Source organism: Runella zeae DSM 19591 (genome assembly GCF_000423565.1).
GTDB classification, from domain to species: domain Bacteria; phylum Bacteroidota; class Bacteroidia; order Cytophagales; family Spirosomataceae; genus Runella; species Runella zeae.
This window is the reverse complement of record NZ_AUIF01000003.1, coordinates 472,357-496,963: the sequence shown is the minus strand read 5'-3', so window position 1 is coordinate 496,963 and position 24,607 is coordinate 472,357. Positions and strand designations below refer to the sequence as shown.

The 24,607-nt window shown below is 42.0% G+C and carries 19 protein-coding genes and 1 tRNA gene; 9 read left to right on the top strand and 11 right to left on the bottom strand.

Annotated features, from left to right (window positions below; genetic code table 11):
- Positions 1-82 precede the first annotated feature (82 nt).
- The 3 genes from G563_RS0102120 to G563_RS0102105 all read left to right on the top strand — a co-directional run bounded on the left by G563_RS0102120 (position 83) and on the right by G563_RS0102105 (position 5,919).
- Positions 83-3,124: a hypothetical protein gene (locus tag G563_RS0102120; protein ID WP_028663845.1), complete on the top strand. Its 3,042-nt coding sequence runs from the start codon at positions 83-85 to the stop codon at positions 3,122-3,124.
- A 667-nt stretch (positions 3,125-3,791) separates the two neighbouring features.
- The gene (locus G563_RS0102110) at positions 3,792-4,361 is read left to right on the top strand and encodes an NfeD family protein (protein ID WP_028663843.1); all 570 of its coding nucleotides are present in this window, start codon (positions 3,792-3,794) and stop codon (positions 4,359-4,361) included.
- 34 nt (positions 4,362-4,395) lie between these two features.
- Positions 4,396-5,919, top strand: coding sequence for a flotillin family protein (locus tag G563_RS0102105; protein ID WP_028663842.1), 1,524 nt, complete (start codon positions 4,396-4,398; stop codon positions 5,917-5,919).
- Positions 5,920-5,956: 37 nt separating this feature from the next.
- On the opposite strand, the gene G563_RS0102100 is transcribed toward G563_RS0102105, so the two are convergent.
- The gene (locus G563_RS0102100; RefSeq protein WP_028663841.1) at positions 5,957-6,814 is read right to left on the bottom strand and encodes an SdiA-regulated domain-containing protein; all 858 of its coding nucleotides are present in this window, start codon (positions 6,812-6,814) and stop codon (positions 5,957-5,959) included.
- Between the two features lie 77 nt (positions 6,815-6,891).
- On the opposite strand from G563_RS0102100, the gene G563_RS0102095 reads away from it, so the two are divergent.
- Complete coding sequence (locus tag G563_RS0102095; RefSeq protein ID WP_028663840.1) at positions 6,892-7,983, top strand: AI-2E family transporter; 1,092 nt, start codon at positions 6,892-6,894, stop codon at positions 7,981-7,983.
- Between the two features lie 3 nt (positions 7,984-7,986).
- On the opposite strand, the gene G563_RS0102090 is transcribed toward G563_RS0102095, so the two are convergent.
- The 8 genes from G563_RS0102090 to G563_RS0102055 form a co-directional block, all read right to left on the bottom strand.
- The gene (locus tag G563_RS0102090; RefSeq protein ID WP_028663839.1) at positions 7,987-8,877 is read right to left on the bottom strand and encodes a caspase family protein; all 891 of its coding nucleotides are present in this window, start codon (positions 8,875-8,877) and stop codon (positions 7,987-7,989) included.
- An 11-nt stretch (positions 8,878-8,888) separates the two neighbouring features.
- A complete protein-coding gene (locus G563_RS36695; protein ID WP_028663838.1) occupies positions 8,889-10,781 on the bottom strand; it encodes a serine/threonine-protein kinase in 1,893 nt (630 codons plus the stop codon).
- Between the two features lie 48 nt (positions 10,782-10,829).
- Positions 10,830-11,816 carry a PP2C family protein-serine/threonine phosphatase gene (locus G563_RS33510; RefSeq protein WP_051210704.1) on the bottom strand — a complete coding sequence of 329 codons (987 nt, stop codon included), beginning with the start codon at positions 11,814-11,816 and terminating at the stop codon, positions 10,830-10,832.
- 10 nt (positions 11,817-11,826) lie between these two features.
- Positions 11,827-12,402, bottom strand: coding sequence for an FHA domain-containing protein (locus G563_RS0102075; RefSeq protein ID WP_084650732.1), 576 nt, complete (start codon positions 12,400-12,402; stop codon positions 11,827-11,829).
- Between the two features lie 22 nt (positions 12,403-12,424).
- Entirely contained in the window at positions 12,425-13,138 is a 714-nt protein-coding gene (locus tag G563_RS0102070; protein ID WP_028663836.1) for a hypothetical protein, read from the bottom strand.
- Between the two features lie 102 nt (positions 13,139-13,240).
- Positions 13,241-13,807 carry an FHA domain-containing protein gene (locus tag G563_RS33505; protein WP_037325766.1) on the bottom strand — a complete coding sequence of 189 codons (567 nt, stop codon included), beginning with the start codon at positions 13,805-13,807 and terminating at the stop codon, positions 13,241-13,243.
- Between the two features lie 102 nt (positions 13,808-13,909).
- Entirely contained in the window at positions 13,910-14,557 is a 648-nt protein-coding gene (locus tag G563_RS0102060; RefSeq protein WP_028663835.1) for an anti-sigma factor, read from the bottom strand.
- Positions 14,558-14,563: 6 nt separating this feature from the next.
- Positions 14,564-15,124, bottom strand: a complete 561-nt coding sequence (locus G563_RS0102055) for an RNA polymerase sigma factor (protein WP_157585005.1) — start codon at positions 15,122-15,124, stop codon at positions 14,564-14,566.
- A gap of 149 nt (positions 15,125-15,273) precedes the next feature.
- On the opposite strand from G563_RS0102055, the gene G563_RS0102050 reads away from it, so the two are divergent.
- Complete coding sequence (locus tag G563_RS0102050) at positions 15,274-17,721, top strand: penicillin acylase family protein (RefSeq protein WP_028663833.1); 2,448 nt, start codon at positions 15,274-15,276, stop codon at positions 17,719-17,721.
- Positions 17,722-17,756: 35 nt separating this feature from the next.
- Positions 17,757-18,089: a hypothetical protein gene (locus tag G563_RS0102045; protein ID WP_028663832.1), complete on the top strand. Its 333-nt coding sequence runs from the start codon at positions 17,757-17,759 to the stop codon at positions 18,087-18,089.
- 174 nt (positions 18,090-18,263) lie between these two features.
- Here the strand turns inward: G563_RS0102045 and G563_RS0102040 are convergent, their stop codons facing one another.
- Positions 18,264-19,091, bottom strand: a complete 828-nt coding sequence (locus G563_RS0102040) for an alpha/beta hydrolase (protein WP_028663831.1) — start codon at positions 19,089-19,091, stop codon at positions 18,264-18,266.
- A 60-nt stretch (positions 19,092-19,151) separates the two neighbouring features.
- Positions 19,152-19,796 (bottom strand): thioredoxin family protein, encoded by a 645-nt coding sequence (locus G563_RS33500; protein ID WP_037325765.1) that lies wholly within the window; start codon positions 19,794-19,796, stop codon positions 19,152-19,154.
- Between the two features lie 152 nt (positions 19,797-19,948).
- Between G563_RS33500 and G563_RS0102030 the strand changes: the two genes are divergently transcribed.
- From G563_RS0102030 to G563_RS0102020, 3 genes are all read left to right on the top strand, one after another.
- A complete protein-coding gene (locus tag G563_RS0102030) occupies positions 19,949-22,711 on the top strand; it encodes a DUF1553 domain-containing protein (protein WP_028663830.1) in 2,763 nt (920 codons plus the stop codon).
- Between the two features lie 118 nt (positions 22,712-22,829).
- Positions 22,830-24,227 carry an MBL fold metallo-hydrolase RNA specificity domain-containing protein gene (locus G563_RS0102025; protein ID WP_028663829.1) on the top strand — a complete coding sequence of 466 codons (1,398 nt, stop codon included), beginning with the start codon at positions 22,830-22,832 and terminating at the stop codon, positions 24,225-24,227.
- Between the two features lie 65 nt (positions 24,228-24,292).
- A tRNA-Leu gene (locus G563_RS0102020) sits at positions 24,293-24,374 on the top strand.
- The last annotated feature ends 233 nt before the right edge of the window (positions 24,375-24,607 follow it).

Genomic DNA, 24,607 nt, shown 5'->3' with positions numbered 1-24,607 from the left:
TATAAATTCTGATTCTGTCATTGATTTGTTCGGTTTTTGCTAAAAAATAATTCAAAGATACAAAATACACTCAAACGACAATTTGGTTTGCGCCCAATCAACGCTCGCTTGGCAGGTAGCAGAATACTATTCTAAAAAAGGACACTCTATTTATCAAATTCATACTTGTCAAGGCGAAAACCAAGTTGGTTCATTACTAATTCATATTGAAACCCTTACTCAAGTTTTGGGTGAAATACCAATCATTGTTATAGATGGACTTAGCAGCAAATTCAAAGATTGGGCTGAATTAGCAAGCCGACTTTTCACGATTCCTGCAAAGATAATCATCACGGCTCGAGAAGAAGATTGGTTTCGATTCGGTTCGGAAACTCACCGCTTAAAACAAGATATTGTCGAAATAGCTCTATCCTATCAAGAAGCAAAGGAAATATTTACTAAGTTTCAAAAAGAGAAACCGAATCTATTAGCCCCTCATGTAACAACTTTTGAACCTGCTTGGGAACAAATAGAAGGCCATAACTTGCTTATTGAATATATTTATTATCTTACTCAGGGTCAGATGCTTGAAACTCGCCTCAAAGAGCAGTTAAAAACTATGCGGGATGATATCGATAATAAAGCAAAAAAAGAAATCCTTCGGCTTGTAGCGTTAGCTGATTGTTGTAACATTAGACTAGAAACCAACAAATTATTGACTTGTATTGAACAAATTACCGGTATCCAAGGAGATAAATACGAGTTACTTGATGAGATAGAGAAAGAATATGCTATTAAATTTTCAGAACAGGTAATCGAAGGATTACATCCTATACGCTCTGAACATCTTTTAAAACTTCTTTTTCGAGACCCGTCTGATACTATTCTCCAGTTTTTAAATTTGGTAGATGAAAATGAAGTAGGGAGCTTTTTTGCTTTTTTCCCTAATTTATTGCCTAGCTCATATCATCGCGAAGAATTATATAAAAAAATAGCTGCCCAACTTTCATCACAATCATATACTGCTATTTCAAATGCCCTAAGTGGGTTGTATGTTAATGCTGTTCTGCGTTATTGGCTTGATAATAAAACCACTTTTGATGATGCCTTTCAGCATGGAGGTTTTATACTATTCATGATGATGGTAGTACCTTATCCACCAAAAGACTCATTTAACGAAATCAGTGATTTTATACCCAAAGTCAAAAATATAGAAAGTAAGACAGGGCAATTATCTCAGTTTTTCATCGAAAATACCGATTTTAGCCTACTATGTCATCAAATATTTTCACAGTTACCAAGTATTGATATAAATTTAATCGGGCTAAATAGTCTAATAAGGTGGTTAGAAATGATTCACTTACCTGTTCAAAACTTCCGAAGTTATCTTCAAATTGATATTCATAAATGCCTTGAATCTAACTCCTTAGAACAAATCGCACCTCTATTATCAGACTTAGGAAAATTGAAGATTATTGATTTTGAAGACTTTGCTATTCAAAACCAAAATTGGCTGATAAGCCTTTACAAACAACAAACAGACACTCCAACTGTAGAAATTAGCAACGATGATTCGATTCATATTGAATATTTGATAGACCCTAATGAAATTGATACTAATAGCCAGAGTGTAAAAAGGCTTGATTTATTAATGAGACTTTTACCTCATTTTGAAAAATATACCAGTAGAGCAATTGTCTTTCCTTTTCCAAACGAACGCATAGCTTACTACAGCACTATAGATTCTGAAAAAACATTCACGCATAAAACATTTTATGATGATTACAAAGTTAGAACAAATCAGTTATTTATGAGTCAAATAGAAGCAAAATATGCTGCTCAATCAGCTTATGAATGGCAAAAATATTGGAAAGAATTAAGAGAGTCAGGACTTGATTTTGTCAAAATAGCTTGCCGAACGTTAGAAGATGTACTCGAAAACAAAAAAAGTAGATTTGAGACCGATGCTTCACAATTAGACCAAAAAAAAGACGTCTATTTACAGAGAGATAAACAAAATTTACAAGCTCCATTTATCCAAGATAATTATAATTTAATCCGTACTAAAGATAAACGTTACGATGAAAAACCATTACAGGATTGGAATCGAGACTTAGGAACTTTCATCAGTCAATTCAGAAATTTATTTTCATCGAAATCTGACTCACATACTAAATATCTTGTGCTAAATTATTTCCGAGATGCTTATCAAAGACTACAAGTAATGCAAGATTGTTTTGGTAAAAATTGTGCTATTTCTCGCAATTATTTTACTGATGAAATTTTGAATTTGTGTCTTGAAGAAAATGTTTGGTATAATCGCTTTAAAAATGCACTTGAATATTTTTACGAAAACTGGGTTGTTAAAAATGAGAGAACCCCAGTCCTGATTGCAAAAAATGCTTGTAAAATGTGGAAACAAGAAAAGCAGAAAAAAATGCTATCAGATTTTATTGAGAAACTTGAAGGAATCCAGTTAGAAAGCCCCTTCCTTTTATATTTTCCGAACAAATTGATAGAGGATGGAAATTTTATAACCATTGCCTTTGGTGCAATGAGTTTAGAAAAGCAAAATATCTCGGAAGAGGATTTTTGGGCTTTAATCTGTTACCTTTCCTTATTTTTTCACGATTTTGAATTAGACTACATAATTGTTATACCCGTTATAGAAGGAATAGCTCAACAAAATGGAATGAGAGTACAGAAGTCTCTTTTAGCTGATCTCAAAAAAGCAATTGATGAAGATAGAACTGTGCAGGAAATAATACAAAAGCATCAAGAAGAGCCTTTATATAGTAACTTACCTATCCCATTCATAATCAACTCAGAAATTGCCAGCACTATTGATGATTTAAAATTTGAGGAATACGTTTTAGATAAGAAACAGAAGGATATTTACAGCCTAATTTTAAACCTTTGGCGAGTCAGTGAATATCGTAAACGTATTAATTCTAAGAGTGAAATAGAATCTTCATGGTTAAAAACTATCGAGAATGATTTAAGCCAAACGTATGATAACTTTAATTTATCTTTTCTGTCTGACGAAATAAGAAGTCTTATACAATCAGTCATCGACAACGGAAAAATACTTGATAAACAGCTACTTGTGGATATTCTAATCAAAAATATACAAGCTAGCATCTAAAACATACTTCATTGGTTTAGCACCTCCCCATCGCTCTCTTCCCCTCCTAGCCATGCGCCAAAGCATTTTACCTATAAAATCGAACAAAAAATGCCCAAATTTACCTATTAAATCAAACAAAAAAGCCATAAATTTACCTATAAAATCAAACAAAACCCTGATAAACAATTAGTTACAGAAACCAACTAAAAATAGCTATCGCCTCCTCAATCTCCCTACTTCCTAGCCGCTTGGTTGGAGGATTATTTGAAATGGTTTTTGGAGAAAGAATGTATTTGAATCCAGTAAAAAAGAAGCATTTTATCAAACCTTAGCTAAGATTAAACAACCCACTTGGCTCACAACCATGAAAATTGTAAATCTGACTTTCAATTTTCATGGTTAGATATGTTAGAACGCCAATTAACGCTTCGGCTCATCGAAGATTTTAGGAAAGCCAACTCCCTTTATCCTTCTAACCCTTTCACAATCTTTTGATGGTTAGCTTGAGGAGGAGATTTTAGGAATCATTACCTCGCCACTCATCACACTTCTACAAGGCACCGTCACGAAATTACAAGACACGGCCTTAAAATCACTACTTTCCTTGGGATTAGTCGTCTTAACTTTGTATTGTTAATTTTGACAATATCCTCTAACCTTTAACTACTGCATTAGCAGCTTATTCATGGATTTTATAGAAAACGCCGAACCTTTCGTCAAGGGGCTTTGGTACATTACCTTGCCTGCTACGCTGATTTTCTTGATTCAAACCATCATGACATTTGTGGGTAGCGATGCTTCCGATGGCTTGGATGCCGACTTTGACGGCGACTTGTCGCATACGAGCGGGCCTCTTCAGCTTTTTACCTTCCGCAATCTCATCCATTTTCTGTTGGGATTTGGGTGGACGGGACTGGGCTTTTATGAACTTATTCCCAATAAGCCTCTTTTGGTGCTGGTCTCTTGCGGAGTGGGCGTAGGCTTAGTGATGCTGTTCTTTTTTATCATCAAGCAAATCCGACGTCTCAACCAAGACAATACGATGCGGCTTGATAATGCCATTGGCAAGACAGCACAGGTATACCTTACCATCCCTGCCCAACAAAAAAGTCATGGGAAGGTACACATCAGCCTCCAAAATACCCTACGCGAATTGGATGCTGTTACGTCCCAAGATTTCCCGATTCCTACGGGGGCTTCGGTAAAAATCGTCGGAACTACTGCCGCTGGCGCACTACTGGTCGAAAAAATCTAAAATTATCTATAAACCCTAAAACTAAGTATTCCTTATGAGTCCTTTGATTACGATTGCCGTGATTGCGGTGGTGATTTTTGCTACTATCGCCGCGCTTTTGGCCCGCTATAAGCGTTGCCCTTCCGACAAAATATTGGTCATTTATGGCCGTACTGGTACCGACAAAGACGGTTCGACTTCTTCGGCGCGTTGTATCCACGGGGGTGGGGCTTTTGTATGGCCTGTGATTCAAGATTATGCTTTTCTGGATTTAAAACCCATTTCTATCGAAGCCAACTTGACCAATGCCCTCAGCCGCCAAAACATCCGTATCGACGTACCGTGTCGGTTTACGGTGGCGATTTCGACCGAAGCCGACAGCATGAACAATGCCGCCGAGCGTTTGTTAGGTCTTTCGATGCAAGATATTCAAGAACTAGCCAAAGATATTTTGTTTGGTCAGCTACGCTTGGTGATTGCGACCATGACTATCGAAGAAATCAACTCTGACCGAGATAAGTTTTTGACCAATATCACCCAAAACGTAGAAGCCGAATTGAAAAAAATAGGCTTAAAACTAATCAACGTCAACGTAACTGACCTGCGCGACGAATCGGGCTACATCGAAGCTTTGGGAAAAGAGGCGGCGGCCAAAGCCATCAACGAAGCCAAAATCAGCGTAGCAGAGCAAGAAAAAATTGGGGAAATCGGAAAAGCCTCCGCCGACCGTGACCGCGATACGCGCATTGCCGAAACCCAACGTGAACGCGATATTCAAATCGCCCAAACCAAAAAAGACAAAGAAATCGTAATCGCGGCTACCTTGAGAGACGAGGCTATCGGAAAAGCAGAAGCCGAAAAAGATACACGTATCAAAATTTCGGAAGCCAACTCATTGGCCGTTCAGGGTGAAAACGAAGCCAAAATCACCATTGCCAACTCTGACGCACTTCGCCGCGAACGAGAAGCCGAAGCCAACAAACGCGCCAATGCCGCCGAAAAAGTACAGCAAGCGAAAGCACTTGAAGAGTCATATTTGGCCGAGCAAAAAGCCGAAGCAGCCCGCGCCGAAAGAGAGCGCTCGTCGCAATTGGCCAATACCATCGTACCTGCCGAAGTAGCCAAACAGCGCGCCATCATCGAAGCACAAGCCGAAGCCGAGCGCATCCGCGAAAGAGCCAAAGGGGAAGCCGATGCGATCTATGCCAAAATGGAAGCCGAAGCGAAAGGTTTGTACGAAATCCTGACCAAACAAGCCGAAGGTTATAAAGACGTAGTACAAGCGGCAGGTGGCGACCCTTCTAAAGCCTTCCAGTTGTTGTTGATTGAGAAACTTCCTGAGCTTGTGAAGATTCAGGTAGAAGCGGTAAAAAATATCAAAATTGACAAAGTGACGGTTTGGGACAATGCCGGTGGTGGCGCAGATGGCTCTACCACGGCCAATTTTATCTCAGGAATGATGAAGTCGGTTCCTCCTCTCAACGACCTTTTCAACATGGCGGGCCTTAACTTACCAGAATACCTCAAAGGCAATGACCCCAATCAGACCCTTTCGCTGCCCCCTGAAAAAAAATCATAACTGATAAAGAGTCTAACGCGCCAGAAACCGTGGCGCGTTAGTTTTTCTTTTTTTTCTTCACCAAATACATCTTCCCTTTACCCTCGTTCGTGATCACAAAATCAGTAGCCGTCACAAAAGCCAGGGCCTCTGCTTGACCTTTAGCGATTTTGATACATAAGAGTGGTTTTTGAAAATTCAGTCCTTGGCTTATGTCAAATAGCAGCACCTTTCCGTAGGTAAGCAAAGCCAATGTGTTGCCGTCGGGGCTTATGTCAGCGGCAGTTACCATAGCTTTGCTATAAACACTATCGATAGGTGCCACTTCATAGCTTCCTTCTTTGTCGGGAAGGGTATATAGTTTTACAAAACGATTGCTTTCGCTACGATTTTTAGAAAACAAGTAAAGCATACCTTGATGCCAAGTCAAGGCTTCACAATCAAAATTACGCTCGTTGGGCGCCGGTGGATAGGCTTTTTGGTCAGCATACTTCAGGCGAATCGTTTGACTGGACTGAGGTGCTTGCTGATTCACTTTATAAATCTGTAAATCACGACGTTTGTTTTGATTGTTGCCTACGTCGGCGATGTAAAAATTCCCTTGGTTGTCTTTGGCCAAATCTTCCCAGTCGGTGTTTTTGAGGTGGGGCAATTTTAAGGTCGAAATCACTTCTCCTTTTTGAGTAACTTCGTATAGCTCAGGTGGATTGCCGCTATCATTATGAGTCCAGAACGTGTCCGATGTTTTTCCCAAAACCAAGCCCGAAGTTTCTCGAATATGCTCAGGGAGCTGGCCAAGTTGAGATACTTTATACAAACTTTTTCCTCTTTTAAATCCCTCATTAGCTCTCTCATTATGACAATCGCACAAGGCGATTCGGAGCGTAAAAGCCCACCACAAAAGTTGTTGCATCATTTATTTTGAGTGTTGTATTTTTTACCGTCAGTTTTATTTCTAAATTTTCGTCCTATTTATGATTCTTCCTTAAATCAATGCAAAAGTCATACTCTTTTTCTGTACGATTAGCCGCTTGGCTACTTTCTGCGATTCTTATCGTTTATATTCTGTACATGCTGCGCGAGACATTGGTTCCCTTGACTTTCTCGGTCTTGTTTGCGGTATTGCTGTATCCTATTTGTGCATTTTTAGAAAGTTGGCGCGTCCCACGTATTTTAGCCATCACCATTGCTCAAGTACTGTTTTTCGTCGCTTTGGTAGGACTTATTTATCTAGCATCCGTTCAAGTGATCAGTTTTGGTGAAGAGCTTCCTCGGTTAGAGAAAAAAGCAAATTACTGGATAGACCAAGGGCAGGATTTTTTGTCAGACAATTTTGGCATGAGCCGCCGCAAACAGCTCACCGAAGGCCGTAAGTATCTTACTGAAGCCCTCAAAAATAGTGCTTCTATCCTGACAGGAGCCGTAGCTACTACTACGGGCACTTTGGCCTCAGCGGCTTTGGTACCTTTGTTTGTATTTTTCTTTTTGCTTTATCGAGACTTCTTTCGGCAGTTTTTTTACAAAGTTTTCGATAGCCGCCACAAAAGGCGTGTCGACCAAGCTATCAAACGTATCTATGCCGTTGTACAAGGATATTTGGTAGGATTAGTATCGGTGATTTTGATTGTAGGTGTACTCAACTCGGCTGGGTTGTTGCTACTGGGAGTTCCTCATGCCATATTTTTTGGTTTTTTTGCCTCCTGTCTACTCCTCATTCCCTACATAGGATTGTTGATTGGTTCCTTGCTTCCGGCTTTGATGGCACTCGTAGCGCTTGACTCTCCGATGTATTCACTGGGCGTTTTGGCTGTTTTTGGGGTCATTCAGGTTTTGGAAGGCAATTTTATTACTCCTTATATCGTAGGGTCCAAGGTAAGTGTCAACCCCCTTGCGTCTATGATTGTTTTGATTTTGGGCGGTCAACTGTGGGGCTTATCTGGTTTGATTTTAGCCTTACCTGTCACTGCGATTGTAAAAGTAATTTTTGATTCTATCGAGCCACTCAAACCCTTTGGGTATTTGCTTGGAGAAGCAGAAGATAGCAAACCTATCAAAATTAAAATTCCAACTCTGACAGAAGAATAAAAACTATTGAGTGGCTACGCTATAAGAAAATGGCAAACTATCCGAAAACTTCCCGAAGATAACGGGGGTTTGATAGTCTTTTTCCATTTTTGGTGTCACTTTTGCCCCCGTTATGTTCATCACATTTGCTCTTACAAAACCATATAATTCTTTGATGGTTACCACTCCGTTTTTGTCACTATCGGCCTCACCTCGCGCCCCTTTGTCCAAATAATAAGTAAAATACCCATGACCAATCTGTTGGTTTTCGCGCGAGCTTTGATTGGCTTTAGAGGCCATAAAAGCTACTATGTTTTTGTCGGTAGGCGAGGTATTGGCAGGAGTGCCCTGCGTATCGCTGTGGACTTTCATACTCCCTGTATTACAAGCATCTGCAATAAAAAACCGATCTTTGGCACGGCATTCCCGAAACGTCCCTGCAATAGCATTGTATTCAAGAAGACTCGAAGCATCTGAATCCATATCGTGTGGACATAAAACTTGATAAGTACCATGACCTGTAAAATAAAAAATAACACGGTCGTTGGGGGTAGATTTGCTAAACAAGCTTCGCATCTGAGCTATTATATTGGCCTTAGTAGCTTGTTTATCTAGCAGTTTGGCGATATTTTCGGGGGGAACGCTTCCTCCTTGTGGGCTCCTCAAAAAATCATAGAATAGATTGGCGTCGTCGTCGCAATATTCCAAATCATAACTATTGGGATCGGAGGGTAATACTACCGAGGGTCTTGACGTAAGATACTGATAGTCAGACACGCCTACAATTACTGCGTAGGTTTGTCCAATCTCTTTCTGAGTGCTATCGCTGGCGATAGCCGATTTGAGTCCTTTGTATCCTAAGTAAATTCCGCTGGCTACTATTACAAAAATGAAGATGCTTTTCAAGGTGTTCATGGATTTTGGATTTAACGTTTTCTCAATAAAGAATTAATGGCATTCCAGCCATCCAAAGCCGCAAACGGTTGTTTTTGAGCAGAGTTTTTGGGTTTATTATAAGAACTATAAGAAGGAGAAGAAGTAGGTCGGACTCGGGCTAAGGCAGTTCGGGCGTCTGGGATGCCTTGTTTGGCTGCTAGTTCATAATAATAAGCCGCTTGACTAGGGCTTGCCGTAACGCCATATCCATGTTCATAGATATAGCCTAAGTTATAGTGACCCCATTTTTCATTTTTGCTAGAAGCCGTTTCAAAGTACTTTTTAGCAAGTTTAAAATCTTTGTGATTACCTTCAAGGTATATCAAACCGAGGTAATTATTGGCAATAACGACCCCATTGTTGGCAGCTAACTCAAAATACTTCTTAGCTTTTTCAGAATCTGGCATTTTGTTGCCAAGTCCTTTAAAAAAAATATACCCAATTCTAAAATTAGCATCTGGATAGGAGTCATCTACCTTTTCATAAAAATCAATCGCTTTATCGATATTGGCGATAGCCCCGCCTCTTCCTTCTTCATAGTATAGCCCTAAGGCATAGTTGGTGGTATCGTCCATAAGCCATGTATTGGCGTACTTGTCCATCCGCAAAAACATTTCTTTATATACTCTGGCTGTGTCTTCGTATCGGATGGTTGAATAAAAAGTTGCTTTTACCCATTTCATGTCTTCTTTGCCAGTGGTGTACCAATTCCAATAATAGAACCCAATCAGAATCAAGCCTATAACCGCTGTTACAGCCCCGTATCGTTTGAAGTTATTTTTTTTAAAAGGGAGGGCAGGAGCCAACAGTTCCGCCCGGCACTTCTCTAGCTTTCTCTTGGCTTCGGTATGTTGGGCATCTATTTTTAAGACTTCTTCGTAGTATTTGACGGCTTCTTTCAAAGCTTGCTCTTTCAAAAAACCAACCATACTCAAGGAAGCCTCAAAATGAGAATTCCCTTTTTCCAACATTTCTTTTACACTCAAATCATGGTCTACACGCTTTGTTTGCTCGTCCTCTACTTTTTCTATTTTTGTCTCTTCATCCAGCAGCCTGAGCAGTTCGTCTGCCTTTTGAGGTCGTTTTGCGTTGTCAGCGGTCAAACATTTTTTGATAAGCGTACGATAAGGTTCGGGTACAGTGTTGATTTTAGCGGGAATCTGCCCACTTACAATCAATTTACTAATTTCGATATTCCAGCTTTCTTGACTTATGGTACGAGAAGCATCAAAGGGCAATTCGCCGACTAGCAAATGATAGGCACATACACCCACTGCCCACAAATCTACGTTGGGACGAATGTCGCGGGCTTGTATTTGCTCGGGTGCCGCATAGGCAATCGAAAGCCCAATGGCAGAGTTTTCGATGGAATGAGTATCGGTACCAGAAAGTTTACTCAATCCAAAGTCGGTTAGTTTAGGAATCCATCCTTTAGCTTGGCGCTCCATCAGAATGTTTTGGGGTTTTAGATCCCGATGGATAATATGGTGCCGATGAAGATGCGCTACTCCTTCCAAAATCCCCTTGATAATCTGGTGTTTTTGGGGAAGCGTCAAGTTATATTTTTTCAAAACATCATTGAGATTGCCATCTTCATAATATTTCAAGATAGCAAAATCATAACGAATAGGCATGAACTGAAATCGATAACAATTGCCATAACGAACAATGTTTTCGTGCGAATCAAGCTCGTCTACAAGTTGTTTTTCGTGTTGTAAGTTAAATTTTTCGTGTTTTACCTCAGCTACTTTAATAGCCACATGACGCTTCTGAACCGTATCATACGCTTTATAAACCGAGGCAAATCCACCTGTTCCCAATAAGGCACGTTTGTCTTGGGTGTCAAATTCGTAGCGTTTTAAAAATGTATCGTAAGTCATCATGATTTTGTAGGTTTTATTTGACTCTTTATCGTTTCAACCTCTCTTAGGTCACTCTATTTGTTTGATTTTTTTCTTCATTTTAGGCGGCGGAGGGTTTTCAATCGCTGCTGGGGAAGATGTAACCTTAACCTTGTGTGGAGAATTGTTTTTGGGCCATAGTAGCCAAGTCACAGCCCCCAAAAGCACCAAAGCTGTTATTCCCAAGGCCATTATCCATTGTTTGACAAGAGGCTGAGGAGAAGGACGTGGTGGAGGTACTGAAGACAAAAGCTGCACCGCCAAATGCTCAACCGAACGGATAGGGATAAGATAGGCCGTAAAATTGTCGCGACTATGAAGCTGGCATTTTGCTCTAATATGGGCTATTTTTTGGGAGTCGGATTGAGAGCTACCAACAATATCCAAGAGTTCTGCTTCTGAGAAGGATTCCAAAACTCCGTCTGTACACAACAAAAAATAATCTCCCGCATCAATGTCTTCGATTTGATGTAAGTCTGGCAACACACTGCTTTGGCTTCCTTGTAAGGCACGTGTGATAATATTGCGTTTGGGGTGACTCTGGGCTTCCACGGAAGTGATGATACCCGATTTGACAAGTTCGTTGACATAGCTATGATCTTGAGTTTGCCATAATATCACCCCGTTTCGGATGTGATACACTCGGCTATCTCCGATATGAGCTATGGTAGCTCCAAGATCCGTCAAAAACAACAGTGCCAGAGTAGTAGCCATACCTTGGGTGGAGGGTTCTACTTGTTGGTGAGTTTGAAGCTGGGTTTCTGCATGAGCTATTGCCTCGTATATAATTTGGGGTAATGGCGTTAGTGCCTTCTTATTTAAGATATATTTACTTACCGCCTGAGCAACAATAGCACTCGCGATTTCTCCTTGGTCGGTGCCGCCAACTCCATCACATACCAAAAAGAGGGTGTCCGAATTAGAAACTTTATCCAACAAAGGGTAAAGATTATCTTCATTATTGGCGCGTTGGCCTTGTTCATGCAACCCAAGTGGAGGACTTAATAAAATCTTCATATCCAAAAAATTAGAATAAAACGGTTTGTAGATAATCAGAATGAGCTACTTCCTCCGTTGCTTTACGGGCATTTTGAGCGGTACTTAGGGTTTTGAGGACTACTTTGGTTTTGCCCAATTGAAGAGTAGCACCGTCAATAATCTCAAGAGTTGTACTTTTTTGGAGAGGGTGAGTATTTATAAAAGTAGGATTGGTACAGCTGGGATGTTCAGAAAGCCAATACTTATAGCTTCCCTCTTTGGTTTTTATAACTTCTATGGTCAAATGTTGACGGCTCATATAACGGTCTTGGGTCTGAATCATGACCTCGCATGGCTTAGAAACCGACGCTCGACCAATGGTCTGAACCCCTAATGTTAAAGGCAATGTCTGGACTTCGGTATATTCATCATGTACGATGATCCACCCTACTTCGGCAGGAAGGTGAATCAAGGTCTGCTCCTCAAAATCGGGAGCAGAACCTGACGGGAGAACGATTGGAATTAATTCATGACAACGAACGCACTGAATGGAAAGGTTGTCGGATGATAACGCCTTTTCATTAAAACGCAGTCTCGCATTACACGAAGAGCAAGTGACTATCATGGGTATAGATGCTTCGGAGTTGCTAGGCCAAATCTTCAGGATTCATAAAATCCTCAATACCGTCATAGTCGTTGTCATATTCATCTTCCGCTATTTCTTCGGTATTGTAGGCGTACTCTTCTGGGGCAGAAGAAGGGTCATTACTAGAATCAGGGCTTGACATATCGGTAGGAAGCTCATCGGTGGGAGCTTGAGATATATTCATCACTACAAACTGTCCTTCTGCATCAGGAACAATACCGTTGGGATTAAGGGGTGAATATTCGGCAATCCACAACGCTTGATGAAGCTGTTTTACATCAGAAGATAAAGCAGCATATTCGTCGGCATGATAAGTATGATATAGATTTCCTCGCCATTCAAACAAGGCCCCTGCCCCAAAATCTTGACGCGCTAATTGAAAGGCTTCCCCAAAGCTCAAGTGGTCGGGTGCATTGGCCACCGTAATATGGTCTGGAATGAGCGTGACAGGGGTACTTACAGGAGGAGAAGAAGAGGGCGTGGTGGTACTGTCTGAAGGCGTAGATACCGACTCTTCTACTACAGCGGAGGTATCGGTAGAGGTAAGAGGTTTGTCGTTTGGAGTTTCTTCCACAGTAGAAGATTCTTCGGCATAGGCATCAATAGCGACGGCCCCCAAGCCAGTGGCGATGGCTCCGCCTATGACGGTGGCGGTAGGTTTTGACGAGGCCGTATTGATGGCTACGCTTTCTAGGATGTGTGTTTGCTCTGACATGGTTGTAAGGTTTTTAAATTGTTTGGATAAATCACTTTCTGACACTTCTACCTCTTTATCGTATGCTGCTACCGAAGGTCACCCAATTTTTTTTATTTTTTTTCAAAACCATTTAGCCTTACACCGAGGACAGTTTTTAAGACGTTCGCAGTCATCCCACGACAACCAATCATAATCCCTCAATGGCTGTTGACATTTGGGGCAAACCCATTTACGAAATATATTCTTCAACTTTTCGCGATAGAGATTGACCTCAAATTGATTTTCAAAGGCTACCACAATTAGCCTCCCCACATAAGGTAAAGCTTGTACCAAATCAGCATTTTTCTGTTTTTGAGTAATCGTCTTTTTGATTTGTTCAATTTCTTCCCACACTGGCTTGAGTGCCTCAAACTCAGTCCTAAAATCATCAGTATCTTTATGAAATCGAAAGAGTTTTGTGACCTCCAAGGGCACTTTTCCGATGATGATTGAGGACTTGAGATTTATCATCGCTTTTCGGACGCGCAAATCATCTATAAAAGTCCCATTGGTCGAATGATTATCTTCTAAGAGCCATTGTCCAGAGGGTTGTAATGTAGCCACAGCATGATACCCACTCACGCTAGGGTCATCAATTACAATATCATTGTCGGGCTTACGGCCAATCCGAAGCGTTTGAGTTTTCATAAACTATTGGAACGAAAGGCAAATATTCTGCCCTGATATACTATCAGCGAAGGTATTGATTATCAGAAAGTAGGGCAATAGTTATCACTAACTATATTACTATCACAAAGGTAAGATACTGTCTGTTTTTTGGATAAAATAAGGGCGTTTGTCTATCCACAGTTTATAGCGACGAGTGTCGTTGTCATATTCCAAACTAATTTGGGGACGTGGTTTAGGAAGAGGGTTCCAGTACAATTCTAAGGTATTCGTAAATCGATAATGAAAGCGGTGCGTGAGGTCGTTGATGATAACAGTATTTATTTTTGTTTCTTGTTTTTTGATGCGTTTATCATTGTTGGTTTCCCATACCAGCATCGTAATCGCAAACACCTCCGTTTGGTTACCAGTTCTTATTTCGGTTTTGTCGGAAGGTAAGTTGTTTTCCTTTACAATCAGCCAAGTACTCACAATCGCCAATACAATAGAAGCGGCTACTGCCCAATAAGTCCAATCTATTTTTTTGGTTTGCTTCAATTCCTCTCTTTGAGACTGGTTTATTGATTGATGAAAGTCTTCCATAAGGCGTCGTAATTCAGCCTTTTCACCTTGCTTATTCAAGTAAGCTCTTATCGCTTTTTGGGCTTCTACTTCGCGGCGCAATTCTTGCTGTTCATTGATAAGTTTTTCAAAAATCACCTTTTCAGCAGGCATCATTTCCTCATCTAAATACCGATCAATCTGCTCTGTTTTATTTTCATCATTTATCATGGCATTTTAGCGATTAAATGTTCTCAAGATTTCTTTAGCCAACTCGCGAGCTTTGTCCATGCATTTGTTTTTCTGGCTTTTGGCCGAATTATCATCTTTAAATCCCAACCGCCACGCAATCTGATTCATTGGTAATTTTTCATAATAAAAAGCACGTAATAATTCTTGACACTTCTGGCCAATTTGACTCATTACTACTTCCAAGGCTTGTTCGTAAGGTTCTTCTTCTAATATCACTACCGCTTCTTCTTCCAACTCCCATGTCAGGTCAGTTACCTTGTTTTGTTGGCGTAATTTATCTATCCACTTATGATGACAGACTGCATACAAATAAGTAGAAAGTTTGCTCGTCAGGACATCCAGTTTACCAGCCCGTACTTGGGTGATTACTTCTATCATTCCTTCCTGGTAGATATCTTTGGCATCTTCGCTAGTACCATTGTTTTTCAATACCAAATGGGCTATTTTTCCAAAATTTTCACGGTAAAACACCCCCAAAGCTTTTTCATCTCCTGCTTTTAGGGCTTGGATTAGGTGTTTGTCTGAAAATTTTGATTCAGTATTCATTTTTGAATCGAAAAAATAATAAAATGTCACTTCCAATTTAAATATTTTTTTGGGTTCAGAATAAAACACCTTTTAGTTTTATTCTAAATTGCACGTTTTAAAGCCTACTTTTTCGTAATAAAATACCAAAATCATTTCCTAACTTTTTGATGAAATACTTACGTGCTTTATTGAGTTTGGCGGTAGTAACTGGATTACTTTTTGTGCTAAATCGCCCGCTAGGTCCTGCGCCTGCTTTAGGTCCGTTTTTTAATCCCTTTTCGGGTTTTTGGCAAAATGCTGAAAATCACAACAAAAGTGCACCTTCTCAACTCACCCTCGCTGGGTTGAAAAATGAGGTTATTGTCAAATACGATGACAATGGAGTGCCACATATTTTTGCCCAAAATGACGAAGATTTATATTTTGCCCAAGGGTATGTATTGGCACAAGACCGACTCTGGCAAATGGATTTTTATAGTCGAGTGGCGGCTGGTCGATTGAGCGAAGTGATGGGGCCTTTGGCCTTGGATTTTGACAAATACAATCGACGATTACAGCTCCCCGAAGGTGCCGAAAAAATCGCAGAAGCCCTCATGCATGACCCTACCTCCAAGATGATTGCAGAATCGTACGCAGCTGGGGTTAATGCCTACATCGACCAACTTACGTACAAAGACTACGCTATCGAATACAAAATACTAGGCTATAAGCCCGAGGCTTGGTCTCCCCTAAAAACAGCTCTTGTAGAGATGGTAATGCGTAAGGATATGAACGCGCGCTCTGACGACTATATGATGTCAAATGCACTTTCGAAATACGGCAAAGCCACTATCGATGATGTGTTTCCGGACTATCCCGTAGAAGAGTCGCCTATAGTTCCGGTAGGAACGAAATGGGATTTTGTACCAGTAGCGGTTCCCAAAGTCCCCGAGATGCTCCAAGCTTCGGTAAATGCACGCCTTTCTATCGAGGCCGAAAACCCCGGCATAGGCTCCAACAATTGGGCCGTTCATGGTTCACGAACCGCTACGGGGCTGCCTCTCCTCTCCAACGACCCTCATTTAGGGCTTTCGCTTCCTTCTATTTGGTATCAGATGCAGCTGGTTTCTCCTAGTGTCAATGTATATGGGGTATGTGTACCGGGATGGCCGGGTATTGGGATTGGTTTCAACAAAGATATTGCCTGGGGGATGACCAACGTAGGTTCGGATGTCTTTGATTTTTACCAAATTAAATTCAAAGATGCGACCCGCAAAGAATATCAATATGATGGTGGATGGCGCCCCGTGACTGCCAAAATCAATGAATTCAAAGTAAAAGGTTCGGCTACTATTCTCCAAGATACAGTACATTATACGCATCATGGGCCTATCATGTATGATGAAGGCCAAAAGCCCTTTTTTAATGATACGCCTGTAGGTCACGCGCTTACGTGGGTAGGCCCCGTGGCTCAGGGCAATTCCTTAAAAGCTCTTTATCTCATCAATCGTGGCAAAAATTACGAAGATTATCGAGCAATTTTGCCATTTTTGGCTTCGCCTGCTTTTAACGTGGTTTTTGCAAGTAACCAAAACGACATAGCGATTACTTCGGCAGGGCATTTGCCATTGAAATGGAAAGAGCAAGGAAAATTTATTTTGGATGGGTCTAATCCCCTGCACGATTGGCGGGCGTGGATTCCTGTAGAACAAACACCTTATGTGCGTAACCCACAACGAGGCTTTGTCAGTTCGGCCAATCAGTTTCCTGCCGATCTTACGTATCCTTACTATTTAGGGTGGAAATTTGCGCCTGCCGAGCGGGGGATTCGTATCAACGAAATGCTGGCTTCTATGCAAAAAGCTACCGTCGATAGTCTCCGTTTGATGCAAAACGATAACTTCAACGTTGAGGCACGGCGTATTTTGCCAGATTTGTTGAAGATATTGGCTACCGACCCTTCCCTGAAATCCAATCAAGGCTATGAAATACTGGCAAAATGGAACCTCAAAAATGACCCTGACCAAATGGGCGCTACGATTTTTGAACGTTGGGTGCGTGAATTGAGACTTGCTATCTGGGAAGATGATTTCCCTTCGCAAGACCCCAAAAAACCAATGCTGCTTCCCACGCGCGACCGTACTTGGGCAATGCTTCAAAAACAACCTACCGCCAAATGGTTTGATGATAATCGTACGCCCAATAAAGTGGAAACTGCTAACGAAATAGTAATTACGTCTTTTAAGGCAACGCTCGATTCGTTGGCTGCAAAACACGGCCCTATCAATCCAGCTACTTGGAATTGGGGCATAGCCAAAAATACTACCATCAAGCACTTAGTGCCTTTGTTTTCGGCATTTTCTCGAAAAGGCGTGTACAATGGTGGTGGTGGCAATATCGTCAATGCGACCAAAGAAGGACATGGGCCTTCGTGGAGAATGGTGGTTGAGCTTGATAAATCTTGGCCGAAAGCATACGGACTTTACCCAGGCGGACAATCGGGCAATCCGGGCAGTGCTCTCTATGATAACATGATTGACAAATGGGCCAAGGGAGAGCTTAATGAGCTGGTGTTTTTGAAATCAAAGGATGAAAAACACCCCAAAATCGTTGCTGAAACTTTGTTGAAGAAATAAAGTACATTTTTCTTAATCCAACCTTGAACAATCCCATGTTATATATTCTCATTATCTTACTAAGCGCCATTGCCCAGTTTTTGGGGCCATGGTGGTTGATGGCGCTCGTTTGTTTTGCGCTTTGCTTTTGGAAATCTTCCAAAGCAGCTAGTGCATTTGGAGTGGCATTTCTCGCCATCACTACCTTATGGATAGGTTTTGCTACTTTTCAAAACATCGCTAATGAAGGCATCATTAGCCAAAAAATCGCTGATATTTTCAAACTTCCTAATGCCTTTTTGCTGATTACAGTCACAGGTCTGATTGGAGGAATTGTCGGAGGGTTTTCGGGCTTAGCAGGTTATTATTGCCGAAAAGCTTTGGCCTAGTAGCGAGCCATTACCAATAATGCCTATACCGAATAAAGTCAGAGACTTTATGCCGATTGCGTCCCGACATCTTGTCGGGACGAGCTGTGTAATTGCACCAAACTATCATTTGGGGCAAAAATGGCACTGCGTCTCTGACGCAAAACATATAAGCTAAACAATTACGCCTTTTTTTTATCCAATAGCTTCCAGCCAGCCTAAGGTGTAATTAAAGACTTCTAGTTGCTGAGGTTCATTATGTATTTCATGATACATCCCTTCCCATTTTTTGTAGGTCACTTTACCTTTTAGTCGTTTTGCAAATGCCTCACTAGCAGGCTGAGAAGTAATCAAGTCGTCTTCGCCGTGCATAATCAGTAGTGGTACAGGCACTTCACCTTCATAAGTATTCAAGAAAGAAGCAGCTTCCAATAATCCCAAGCTCGCCGCCGCCGAAATGTTTCCATGTACGAGAGGGTCTTGTTTGTAAGCTTCTACTACTTTGGCGTCTTTGGAGATGTGTTCTTGCTGAAGGCCGCTGCTTTGGGTAAAGGTGGGTACAATCGAACGCATCAACTTACCCATAGTGACCAAAATCGGCTTGGGTTCAAAAGCCAATTGTATCCACGGCCCCGTTACAATCACTCCTTTGACGGAAGGCTTGCGACGAAGGAGATAATTGAGAACCAAATTGCCCCCCATCGAATGCCCATAAAGATAAATTTCTGTGTTTTTGTTTTGGGCATGAACATACTCCAAAAACACCTCAATGTCGTCCAGATATGCCTCATACTTAGGCGTATGTCCACGTTTACCTTCACTTTTGCCATGTCCACGATTATCAAGTGCATAGATCGAATAGCCGCTTTTATTAAAAAAATCAGCAAAGTGAGTATAGCGACCACTGTGTTCGCCAAATCCGTGAATCAACGCAATGAGGGCTTTTGGATTCTCTACGTTCCATGCCCTTGTAAAAAGCGAAAGTTTGTCTTTTGCCGTAAGGGTTTGATTAATTTCGGTCATAGGAGTTGTACATTGTCAATCACCAAAGTACCTAAAAATCAACAAAAAACACTCGTTTGATTATTTTATATTTGTCTCAACCACCTCAACCATCGTGGCGTTGACAAGGCTTCCAAATTCGGCCTGAATCGACTGCGTTTTATCAGCATTGTACCAACGTTGAATTTGCTCCGCTACTTCGGCAGAAGAAACCCCTTGGGCTTTTAAGTCAATCATCAGCGCTTGTACTTCTTGAGGGCGGGGGCCCCACGTAAACAATTCTTCCAAAGTATCGGCTTTCAAACAAATCAACTTCGGAATAGAACGACCTCCATTGGTCAGGTACGCATCCATGACATCCAGATTTTTGTCTCTTAACAAAAATTTCAATTCGATATTAGGCTGATATTCGGCCATTTTTGCCAAAACCGGAATACTTTGGGCGGCATCTCCACACCATGACTCTGTTAGTACGAGCCATATCCATTTTTCTTGAATTTTATCAAGCGTTGTTTTTAGAGTATCTGTCAACTGTGCCGTTTTTTCCAAACGTTTGCTACGTTGCAGATTCATTTTGGTATAGTTGAGATATGCTTCTGTATTGAGCTTAGGAGAGTCGGCGGTAGTGCGGCCTTCAGAGAAGAGAGTTTCGGACAATGCCTTGTAGGTCTCGTAAGTGTACGCTTCTTTGATATGCTTTGGGGTAATCGTATGTGGGGTAGTCATGGTAAAAATAAAAGAATTGTGTCATCTAAAATACCAACAACAATTACCAACAAGCCGTTCGTTTAGTTTATGAAAGAAAAGGGTAAGAAAACCTCCTCTTCTGTCTTTATAATAAGTTGAACCATATTAAAGAATTCTTTAGACAAATGAGAATGAAATCAAAATGGATGCTAACGGGAGCAGCAGCGATTGTGCTACTGAGTTCATTTTCGTTTTTAGGTATCTTTGAGCATAAAGTTGACTTCAATACCGAGGTAAAGCCTATTCTCAACAAACATTGTATGGCTTGTCATGGGGGAGTCAAAAAGGCAGGAGGCGTTAGTTTTTTGTTTGAGAAAGATATGTATCAACCTGCCAAATCAGGCAAACCTCCCGTAGTAGCAGGTGATGCCGACGAAAGCGAAATGATGCGGCGAATCTTACTTCCTGAAGGGCACGAAGAAAAAATGCCTAAAGAAGCACCTGCACTTAGTGAAGAAGAAGTACAAACCCTTACCCAATGGATAGACCAAGGTGCTACTTGGGGGAATCATTGGGCTTACAATAAGGTCGAGCGGCCGGAGGTTCCTACAATTGGCAGTTTTTGGGCGAGGCTAGGATTGGTAAAGGATAAAGAAACCACCTGGGCAAAAAACGAAATTGACCATTTTGTTTTGGAAAAACTTCGTGAACAAAAACTCACCCCTGCTCCAGAAGCCGACCGCGCCACGCTGATTCGACGCTTGAGTTTAGACCTTACGGGCTTGCCTCCTACCGATGAACAAGTCAAACAATTTCTGGCAGATTCTTCCCCCAAAGCCTACGAAAATCTGGTTGATTCGCTTTTGGCCTCTCCTGCTTATGGCGAACGTTGGGCGGGTACTTGGCTCGACCTCGCCCGGTATGCTGATACCAAAGGCTACGAACGCGACCCTGGCCGCAATATCTGGCGATACCGAGATTGGCTCATCAAGGCGTTTAATGAAGATAAACCCTATGATAAATTTGTGGTAGAACAATTAGCCGGTGATTTACTTCCCAACGCTACCGACGACAATTTAATCGCGACGGGTTTTCACCGCAATACCATGACCAACGACGAAGGTGGAACCCAAGACGAAGAGTTTAGGGTAGCGGCAGTCATCGACCGGGTCAATACAACTTGGGATGTGTTTCAGGGTACGACTTTTAGCTGTATTCAATGTCATAGCCATCCTTATGACCCTTTTACCCACGAAGAATACTATAAATATTTAGCTTTTTTCAACAATACCCGCGATGAAGATGTCACAAGCGAGACGCCTACTTTGCGTTTTTACAAAACCGAAGATTCGCTGCGTATTGTCAAAGTAGAAAATTGGATTAAAAATCACTCTGCCCCTTCGTCCAAGGCAATGAGCTTGGATGACTTCCGGCTTTTTGTCAGAATCGTAGAACCCAAAGTGAACTCGCATGATTTTGACCAACATGTCAATGCTTCTCTACTAGATGCCAAATACTTTGGAATGCAAGACAATGGTTCGGCACGCTGGCCTAATGTCACCTTGACCGATAAGAACCGTCTCTTGATAGCCATTGGAACCAATGCCGAAAACGCCGTTGTGGAGCTACATCAAGATAGCCTTCGTGGTAGGGTTTTGGCAAAATTGGACGTACCCAAAACAGGCGGTGCGGGTCGCGACACAGTGGTGATTTTGCCGGTGAGTCCCGATGCTGGCAAGCATCACCTTTACTGGACTCTCAAAAGCCCTAAAACTCCCAAAGATTGGGTTCAAATCAAGTGGGCTACTTTTCAGCAAGCTTTACCGGGAAGTAATCAACCTGATTTTGTAGAAATCGAAAAACTTTACGCCCAAATCTTAACAGGCAACGTAGAGGGAACTCCTATCATGTACGACGGTCACGGTGATTTGAGCCGAACTACTCATGTATTTGTAAGAGGTAATTGGACTGTAAAAGGTGCAAAAGTAGCGCCTAGCGTCCCTCATATTTTCAAAGCCAAAACTGCTTTCAAAAATCGTCTTGATTTGGCGCATTGGATGACTTCCCGAGAGCATCCGCTCACGGCACGGGTGGCCGTCAATCGCCTATGGGAGCAATTGTTCGGCATAGGGATTGTAGAGACGGTTGAAGATTTTGGCTCTCAGGGCATTGCCCCGACACACCAAGCATTGCTTGATTGGCTATCGGTGGAGCTAATGGAAAATCATCAATGGAGCCTTAAAAAATTGGTCAAACAAATAGTTCTTTCGGCTACTTACCGACAAAGTTCCGCTGCCACTCCCGAAAAATTAGCCAAAGACCCTTATAACAAATGGCTATCGCGAGGGGCACGAGTGAGACTTTCTGCCGAGCAAGTTCGCGACCAAATGTTGGCGGTCAGTGGTTTGCTTTCTTCCAAGATGTACGGCCCCAGTGTCATGCCCCTCCAACCCGATAATATCTGGCTATCGCCTTATGATGGAGCCAAGTGGCAACTTAGCGGTGGCGAAGACCGCTATCGCCGCGCACTTTATATTTATTGGAAACGCACCGCACCTTATCCTTCGATGGTCACCTTCGATGCGCCAAGTCGGGAGTTTTGTCAGGTGAGACGTATCCGTACCAACACTCCCTTGCAAGCTTTGGTAACCCTCAACGACCCCGCTTATTTAGAGGCGGCACATTGTCTTTCTGAAAATATTGCCTCCCAATTCAAAACCCCACAACAACAAATCAGCGAAGCTTATCGACGATTGACTTATCGTTCAATCTCTCCCAAAAAGCTACAAGTGTTGTTGAAACTGTATCAAAATTCACTGATTCAATATCGCAAAGACCCTGCCGCTACCCAAAAACTACTAGCGCATGACGGCAACGCCACCCCCCAACTTGCTGCGCTCACCACTACTGCCAATGCCATACTCAATTTGGATGAGGTAGTCACGAAGGAATAACAACCCTTGGCAACCAAGGGTGAGCAAACTAACGCTGCCAAGGGTTAAAACGTTGGCAGCGTTAGTTTTTTAGTTCAGAAATTTTAGTATAATTGGGTCATAAATGATTCCAAACCAGATGAAAATACAATTCTTCGGAGCGGCTCGCCGCGTGACCGGCACCAAGCACCTCATTACGACCGAAAAAGGCACTAAGATATTGCTAGATTGTGGGATGTTTCAGGGTATCAATACCCAAGACCTCAATCAAAATTTAGGTTTTACGGCCAAAGACATTGATTTTGTGATTCTTTCTCATGCCCACATCGACCATTCAGGATTACTGCCACGATTGGTTCGAAAGGGCTTTAGAGGGCCTATTTATTGCACACCTCCCACTGCCGATTTGTGTGGCATTATGCTTTTGGATAGTGCTTTTATCCAACAAAAAGACCTAGAACGCATCAACGAACGTCGTCGCCGAAGAGGCGATGAAGAATTAGAATTACTTTACAATGAAGATGATGTCCGCCAAACCTTAGATTTGATGGTACCAGTAGAGTATCATCAAGATTTCTGGCTCAATCGCGATGAAGTCAAAGTGCGATTTACTGATACGGGTCATATCTTAGGGAGTGCAGCGATTCATCTCACTATCAAAGACCAAGGTATCGAAAAGCAGGTTACTTTTAGCGGGGACGTGGGTCGTCCCGACGACAAAATCCTGCGAAGCCCAGAGTCTTTTCCGCAAGCGCAAATCATCATTTGTGAATCTACCTATGGCGACCGCAAGCATGAGCCCGAGCCTGATATGAAAGCACATTTGTTACGTATTGTGCGCGATACCTGCGTTACGCGGGGCGGCAAGCTTATCATCCCGGCCTTTGCCATCGACCGTACCCAAGAGCTTATTTATGCCCTCGACCAGCTTGCCAATGAAGGTTCGTTGCCGCGTCTGAAGGTGTTTATTGATAGTCCGTTGGCGATTAAAGCTACTTCTATCATGCGTAAACATGACGAATATTTCAATCCTGACATTTTAGAATACATCGAAAAAGACGGGGATGCTTTCAACTTTCCCAATTTGTATTATATATCGGATGTCAATCAGTCCAAAGCTATCAACGACCTTAAAGAGCCGTGTATCATTATCTCAGCGTCGGGTATGGCCGAGGCGGGTCGTATCAAACATCACATCAAAAACAATATTCTCGATACCAACAATACAATCTTGATGGTGGGCTACTGCTCTCCCGATAGTCTAGGAGGCGCTCTCAAACGCGGCGATGCAGAGGTCAAAATCTTTGGAGAAACCTATCCCGTAAGGGCACGCGTAGAAGTAATGGACTCCTTTTCAGGTCATGCCGACTATACCGAACTCATTCAGTTTTTGAAATGTCAAGACCCTGCACAAGTCAAGACGTTGTTTTTGGTACATGGAGAATACGAAAACCAAATTGCCTTCAAAGAAAAACTCCACGCGGAGGGATTCCGTAATATTGAAATCCCGGTTCAAAATGAGGGGTATTTTGTCTAGAGAGTAAAACGCATTATTGTAAAACTCACCAAATACGGTTTTCTTTGTAGCTCAAACAGAGCCTTGGCGAAGTGGTGGAATTGGTAGACACGCACGTTTCAGGGGCGTGTGCCTTCGGGCATGCGAGTTCGAGTCTCGCCTTCGTCACAGTAATCTCGAAGATCGGAAAGTCTAGCACTTTGATGTCCGGTATAAGAAGAAACTCAAAATTTATAGTCAAAAAGGTTTAGGTTTGACTTCTCCGAAGTCCTTGGTCTGAATACGAAAACCTCGTACTACAAAGATTAAGCTTCTCCGAAGCTATTCTTCTGCCTCGGAGAGGCATAAGGTTTGTAGCTAGCAGGACCCCAACAAAAACAAACGACTTCGGAGAAGTCAAA

Coding starts and splice junctions, on each gene's coding strand:
- G563_RS0102110 (WP_028663843.1), top strand. CDS start 3,792: ATGGATTTTATAGAAAACGCCGAACCTTTCGTCAAGGGGCTTTGGTAC.
- G563_RS0102105 (WP_028663842.1), top strand. CDS start 4,396: ATGAGTCCTTTGATTACGATTGCCGTGATTGCGGTGGTGATTTTTGCT.
- G563_RS0102100 (WP_028663841.1), bottom strand. CDS start 6,814: ATGATGCAACAACTTTTGTGGTGGGCTTTTACGCTCCGAATCGCCTTG.
- G563_RS0102095 (WP_028663840.1), top strand. CDS start 6,892: ATGCAAAAGTCATACTCTTTTTCTGTACGATTAGCCGCTTGGCTACTT.
- G563_RS0102090 (WP_028663839.1), bottom strand. CDS start 8,877: ATGAACACCTTGAAAAGCATCTTCATTTTTGTAATAGTAGCCAGCGGA.
- G563_RS36695 (WP_028663838.1), bottom strand. CDS start 10,781: ATGATGACTTACGATACATTTTTAAAACGCTACGAATTTGACACCCAA.
- G563_RS33510 (WP_051210704.1), bottom strand. CDS start 11,816: ATGAAGATTTTATTAAGTCCTCCACTTGGGTTGCATGAACAAGGCCAA.
- G563_RS0102075 (WP_084650732.1), bottom strand. CDS start 12,402: ATGATAGTCACTTGCTCTTCGTGTAATGCGAGACTGCGTTTTAATGAA.
- G563_RS0102070 (WP_028663836.1), bottom strand. CDS start 13,138: ATGTCAGAGCAAACACACATCCTAGAAAGCGTAGCCATCAATACGGCC.
- G563_RS33505 (WP_037325766.1), bottom strand. CDS start 13,807: ATGAAAACTCAAACGCTTCGGATTGGCCGTAAGCCCGACAATGATATT.
- G563_RS0102060 (WP_028663835.1), bottom strand. CDS start 14,557: ATGATAAATGATGAAAATAAAACAGAGCAGATTGATCGGTATTTAGAT.
- G563_RS0102055 (WP_157585005.1), bottom strand. CDS start 15,124: ATGAATACTGAATCAAAATTTTCAGACAAACACCTAATCCAAGCCCTA.
- G563_RS0102050 (WP_028663833.1), top strand. CDS start 15,274: ATGAAATACTTACGTGCTTTATTGAGTTTGGCGGTAGTAACTGGATTA.
- G563_RS0102045 (WP_028663832.1), top strand. CDS start 17,757: ATGTTATATATTCTCATTATCTTACTAAGCGCCATTGCCCAGTTTTTG.
- G563_RS0102040 (WP_028663831.1), bottom strand. CDS start 19,091: ATGACCGAAATTAATCAAACCCTTACGGCAAAAGACAAACTTTCGCTT.
- G563_RS33500 (WP_037325765.1), bottom strand. CDS start 19,796: ATGACTACCCCACATACGATTACCCCAAAGCATATCAAAGAAGCGTAC.
- G563_RS0102030 (WP_028663830.1), top strand. CDS start 19,949: ATGAAATCAAAATGGATGCTAACGGGAGCAGCAGCGATTGTGCTACTG.
- G563_RS0102025 (WP_028663829.1), top strand. CDS start 22,830: ATGAAAATACAATTCTTCGGAGCGGCTCGCCGCGTGACCGGCACCAAG.